This is a genomic window from Treponema sp. (assembly GCF_045657965.1).
GTDB lineage: Bacteria > Spirochaetota > Spirochaetia > Treponematales > Treponemataceae > Treponema_D.
This window is the reverse complement of the sequence record NZ_JAZOUG010000271.1, coordinates 1-4428: the sequence shown is the minus strand read 5'-3', so window position 1 is coordinate 4428 and position 4428 is coordinate 1. Positions and strand designations below refer to the sequence as shown.

The following is a 4428-nucleotide window of genomic DNA, read 5'->3' as shown; positions in this document are numbered from 1 at the left end:
TCTGAAATAATTTTTACGACTTTACGGGTCATCAAAATCACTAATTCAACAATCTGCTGTTCGGTTTCACTTAAAATTTCTTCACGGCGGGCCATTACCCCTTCTAAGATTTTATGGGTTCGTTCTATAAGTCTTTCAGCTTCACCTTTGCCTTCATTAAAGCCTTCTTCACGTCCCTGACTAAATCCTTCTGCATGGCCGTTTGATTTTAATGTTTCCTGTTCTGCTTTAGCTTCTTCAATAATTTTCGAAGCTTCTTCCTGAGCATTTTTAATGATTTCTGCTGCATTCTGTTCTGCTTCATTTTTTACGATTTGAGCCTGATTGGTCTGACGCTTTACTTCAGCAAATGCAGCATCTTCTGCTTTTTTAAGAATTTCATCTGCTTTAGCCTGTGCTTCTTCAAGCATTTTCTGTTTTTCAGTTTCCCACTGAGCTTTGAAAGCTTCGGCTTCACGACGAAGGTCGTCGGCAGTAGGACCGGTATATTCCGGAACAACTTCTTCTACGACTTCTTCTACCGGAGGAGCAAATTCATGGACAAGCTGGAGCTTGAATTCGCCCTCTTTCGGCTTTAACTGACCGGGTTGAAATAATGTCTGCTGAAATAAATTTCTTGCCATGATATGCCCCTATTATAATTTTATACAACCAGTTCGTCTTCACCACTGCGGGCAATAACGATTTCACCCGCATCTTCGAGTCGGCGGATAGTTGAAACGATTTTCTGCTGAGCTTCTTCTACGTCCTTTAAGCGTACAGGTCCCATGAATTCCATATCTTCTTTGAGCATTGAAGCCGCACGTTTTGACATATTTCGGAAAATTTTGTCCTGAACTTCGGTATCGACAGATTTGAGTGCCTTTGAAAGTTCCTGTGTATCGACTTCGCGCAGAACTTTCTGAATTGCACGGTCGTCGAGCATAACGATATCTTCGAATACGAACATTCGCTTTTTGATTTCTTCTGCCAGATCCGGATCTTCTTCTTCGAGAGATTCGATGATGGCTTTTTCAGAAGAACGGTCAACAAGGTTAAGAATTTCAACGATAGATTCAACACCACCAGCTGCAGTGTAGTCTTCGCTGGACAGCGTAGAAAGCTTTTTCTCAAGAACGCGCTCAACTTCACGTAAAACATCCGGTGAAGTACGGTCCATTGTTGCCAAACGTTTTGAAACTTCAGGCTGGATTTCTGGCGGTAAGTTCTGCAGAATAACCGCAGCCTTTCCAGGTTCGAGGTAAGCAAGAATCAAAGCGATTGTCTGAGGATATTCCTGCTGAATAAAGTTGAGCAGGTGAGCCGGGTCTGTACGGCGGATAAAGTCGAACGGACGAACCTGAAGGCTTGAAGTAAGACGGTTGATAATATCGATTGCCTTCTGGCTTCCCAAAGATTTTTCAAGAAGTTCGCGGGCATAATCAATACCACCGGTAGTGATAAAGTTCTGTGCCGCCATGAGTTCCTGAAATTCTTCAAGAACCTGGTCTTTAAAATCTGCATCAACAGTTTCCAGTCGTGCAATTTCAAATGTTAAAGTTTCAACTTCATCTTCGCGAAGATGCTTCATGATTTCTGAAGAAACATCTGAACCGAGTGAAACAAGGAAGATTGCGGCTTTCTGGCGTCCGGTAAGATTTTTATAATCTTTTGCACCGCCTTTTTTACTGTGGCCGCCGGCTGCCGGTTTTGCTTCTGCCATTTTCTACTCCTCCATCATCCAGGTTCTGATAAGCATTGCGACATCTTCAGGATGTTCTTTTGCCATAGCAATTGCATTTTCCTGAAGTTCAGCACGCTTTCGCTCTTCGACAGACATAGTAACTTCCATGCCTTCCTGTTTTGCATCCCACAAAGCCTTTTCACGTTCTGCCTGCTGACGGCGAAGAAGTTCTTCTTCACGAAGACGTCGGCGTCGCTCAAGCTCACGGCTAATCATACGGAATACAATGAATGCAATAAGAATAATTACAACACCGATTAAAACAAGCATGATTGTTTTACGTGTCTGCTGAGCACGGATAATTGCTTCATCTTCAATATCCCAGTCATCTTCACGCGGAATCGGCCATGAAGTAATTGTAACAGAGTCGCCTCTGTTTCTGTTGTATCCGATAGCATCCTGTACGATACTTGCAGCTCTGATACGTGTATCTTCCGGAACAGGTCTGTAAACACGCACAATATGACCTAAACGAAAACGGATATTATCGTTATCTTCTACATTCGGATATTTTTCTTCGTATTTAGTTTTAAGAGTTTCAAAGTTCTTTTCAGTAACAAAAACCGGATTATTATCGCCGTCAAGTTCTTTTTCCCAGCGCCCGTCAATATTTGCAGAAGCAGTAATACGGTCAATTGAAGGAGATTTTTCGATATGTTTTTGCTCTGTATTATAAACATAATTTGTTGTATTACCTTCTTCTTTTGATTGTCCGATTACATTAGACATATCTGAATAAACCGGTGGATTCTGGCCTTCAACTCCCGCAGGGCCTTCAGGATTATAACCGGTTCCAGTCCATGTTTTCTTAACTTCCTGTGAAGAAATTGGAACGCCGTCAACTGTTTCAAGTTCTGAATAAGGAGTATCAGGATTATCAGGAGTACGTACGAACGGAGAATATTCTGTTTTATCGCTCGTCACTTTTGACATATCCATTTCAATGGCAACAGCAACTGCACGGACACGGTCAGCAGTGAAATTCTGCTGGAGCATATCCTGAACTTTTGCAGCAAGCTGAGCTTCTTTCTGTGCAATAAAATCCTGCTGTTTTTTTACGACATCAACAGCATCGAATTCTGCCATGCCTTCAAAATTGTTAAGTATATTTCCCTGTTTGTCTGAAATTTTTACATTTTCTTCAAGAAGACCTGGAACTGCACTCATAATCAGTTCCTGAACACCACGGATTCTTCTGCGTTCAGGGGTATCTCCACGCAAAGAAAGAATTACGCTTGCCTGTGCAGGACGTGAGTTTCTGGCAAAAAGGCCTTCACTTGCCTGATTGATTACGACATTTGCTTCGGCAATCCAGTCCAGAGATTCAAGCTGCTGCTTAATCTGATTGTTAACGCGCTGAAGTTTGCGCTCATTCCGTTCAAAATCAGTTGTAGTCCAGTCACGAACATTAAGTTCTTCATCCCATACATTGTATGCAGAAGAAAGAATTCCTTCTGTAGTTAAATCTGTACGAACACGTTTTGCAGTGCGTTCATCTGGAACTGTAAAAATACCTGTTGTTTCATTGTAAGTAAAATCAACATTTTTCTGTTCAAGATGAGTGATAATTTCATCACGCTTTGCTTCATCTGTAATAGGTGTGCGGAAAAGCTGAACCGTTGTAGGCTTAGAAGAGCCCCGGAATACTACGACTAAAACAACAATAACCGCGATGACAATACCCGCGGCGATTGCTTTTTGAACAGGCTTCCATGAAGCCCACGAAGATTTTAACTTAGCAGTAGTGTTTTTAAACCACTCGTTCATTTACCCCTCCCATGAACGATTATCTGTTAGTTGAAAGTTCGTTCCAACCAGTAATTAAGCGATCAATTACAGTCTGTGCAAGGTTCAAAGACATCTGAGCCTTTGCCATTGCAGTAGTTACATCATGAATATCGACAGAATCAGGGTCAGTTATTAACTGTTCCTGAACACGGTTAACATCGAGCTGCTGAGAATTCATTTCTGAAACAGCATTTACGAGATAACTCTCAAATGTACCGAAAGATTTTTGATTCTGAACTGAAGCTGATTCCTGACCGGGAACAAGCGAAGTAAGCTTAGCTGTTCCAACATGCGCCTGATTTGTACGGGTCATCGTAATTGATGACAAACTTGGCATATTAATATTCATAATTCTCCACCCAATTAAAGTTTATAGTAAAAAGTCAATCATGACAAGATATTTTTAAACCATTAACCTCGTCCAATTTCAAGAGCACTTGAGAACATATCTTTCGCCCCCTGAACTACAGTTGAGTTTGCTTCGTAAGCACGGCTTGCAGAAATCAAATCAACCATTTCATTTACGATGTTTACATTCGGATATTCAACATAGCCTTTATTAGGGCCACTCTGAATTGCATCCGGGTTTGTAGGATCATAAACAAGCCGTCCCTGTTCAGTGCTTTTTACGATTTCACGTACACGAACACCCTTTCCAGGTCCGTTATCCTGGTCAGCCGAAACAAAAGGGCTTCTCCATGTCGGATGACTTGAAGCAATAGGTTCAATAACAACAGAAGATTTTTTGAAAGCCCCGCCTTCCGGAGTGCGTGTTGTACTTGCATTGGCGATGTTGTTTGAAATAACATCAGTACGGAGCCGCTCAACGCTCATTCCCGTAGCAGCTATATTAATTGAAGTAAACATTCCCATATATACATATCCTCATTTTTTATCAATAAAATGCGCCACATGGA

Annotated in this window: 5 protein-coding genes; all 5 read right to left on the bottom strand. The window is 41.6% G+C overall.

Going from position 1 to position 4428, the window contains the following annotated elements:
• On the bottom strand, positions 1-623 hold a 623-nt coding region (locus ACKI5B_RS10240), incomplete at its 3' end, for a FliH/SctL family protein (RefSeq protein WP_486401674.1).
• A 20-nt stretch (positions 624-643) separates the two neighbouring features.
• Positions 644-1702 carry a flagellar motor switch protein FliG gene (gene fliG, locus ACKI5B_RS10235; RefSeq protein WP_407428406.1) on the bottom strand — a complete coding sequence of 353 codons (1059 nt, stop codon included), beginning with the start codon at positions 1700-1702 and terminating at the stop codon, positions 644-646.
• Between the two features lie 3 nt (positions 1703-1705).
• Positions 1706-3490 (bottom strand): flagellar basal-body MS-ring/collar protein FliF, encoded by a 1785-nt coding sequence (fliF, locus tag ACKI5B_RS10230; RefSeq protein ID WP_407428404.1) that lies wholly within the window; start codon positions 3488-3490, stop codon positions 1706-1708.
• Between the two features lie 19 nt (positions 3491-3509).
• Positions 3510-3860: a flagellar hook-basal body complex protein FliE gene (fliE, locus tag ACKI5B_RS10225; protein ID WP_407428402.1), complete on the bottom strand. Its 351-nt coding sequence runs from the start codon at positions 3858-3860 to the stop codon at positions 3510-3512.
• Positions 3861-3922: 62 nt separating this feature from the next.
• Entirely contained in the window at positions 3923-4384 is a 462-nt protein-coding gene (gene flgC, locus ACKI5B_RS10220; protein ID WP_407428400.1) for a flagellar basal body rod protein FlgC, read from the bottom strand.
• Positions 4385-4428 lie beyond the last annotated feature (44 nt).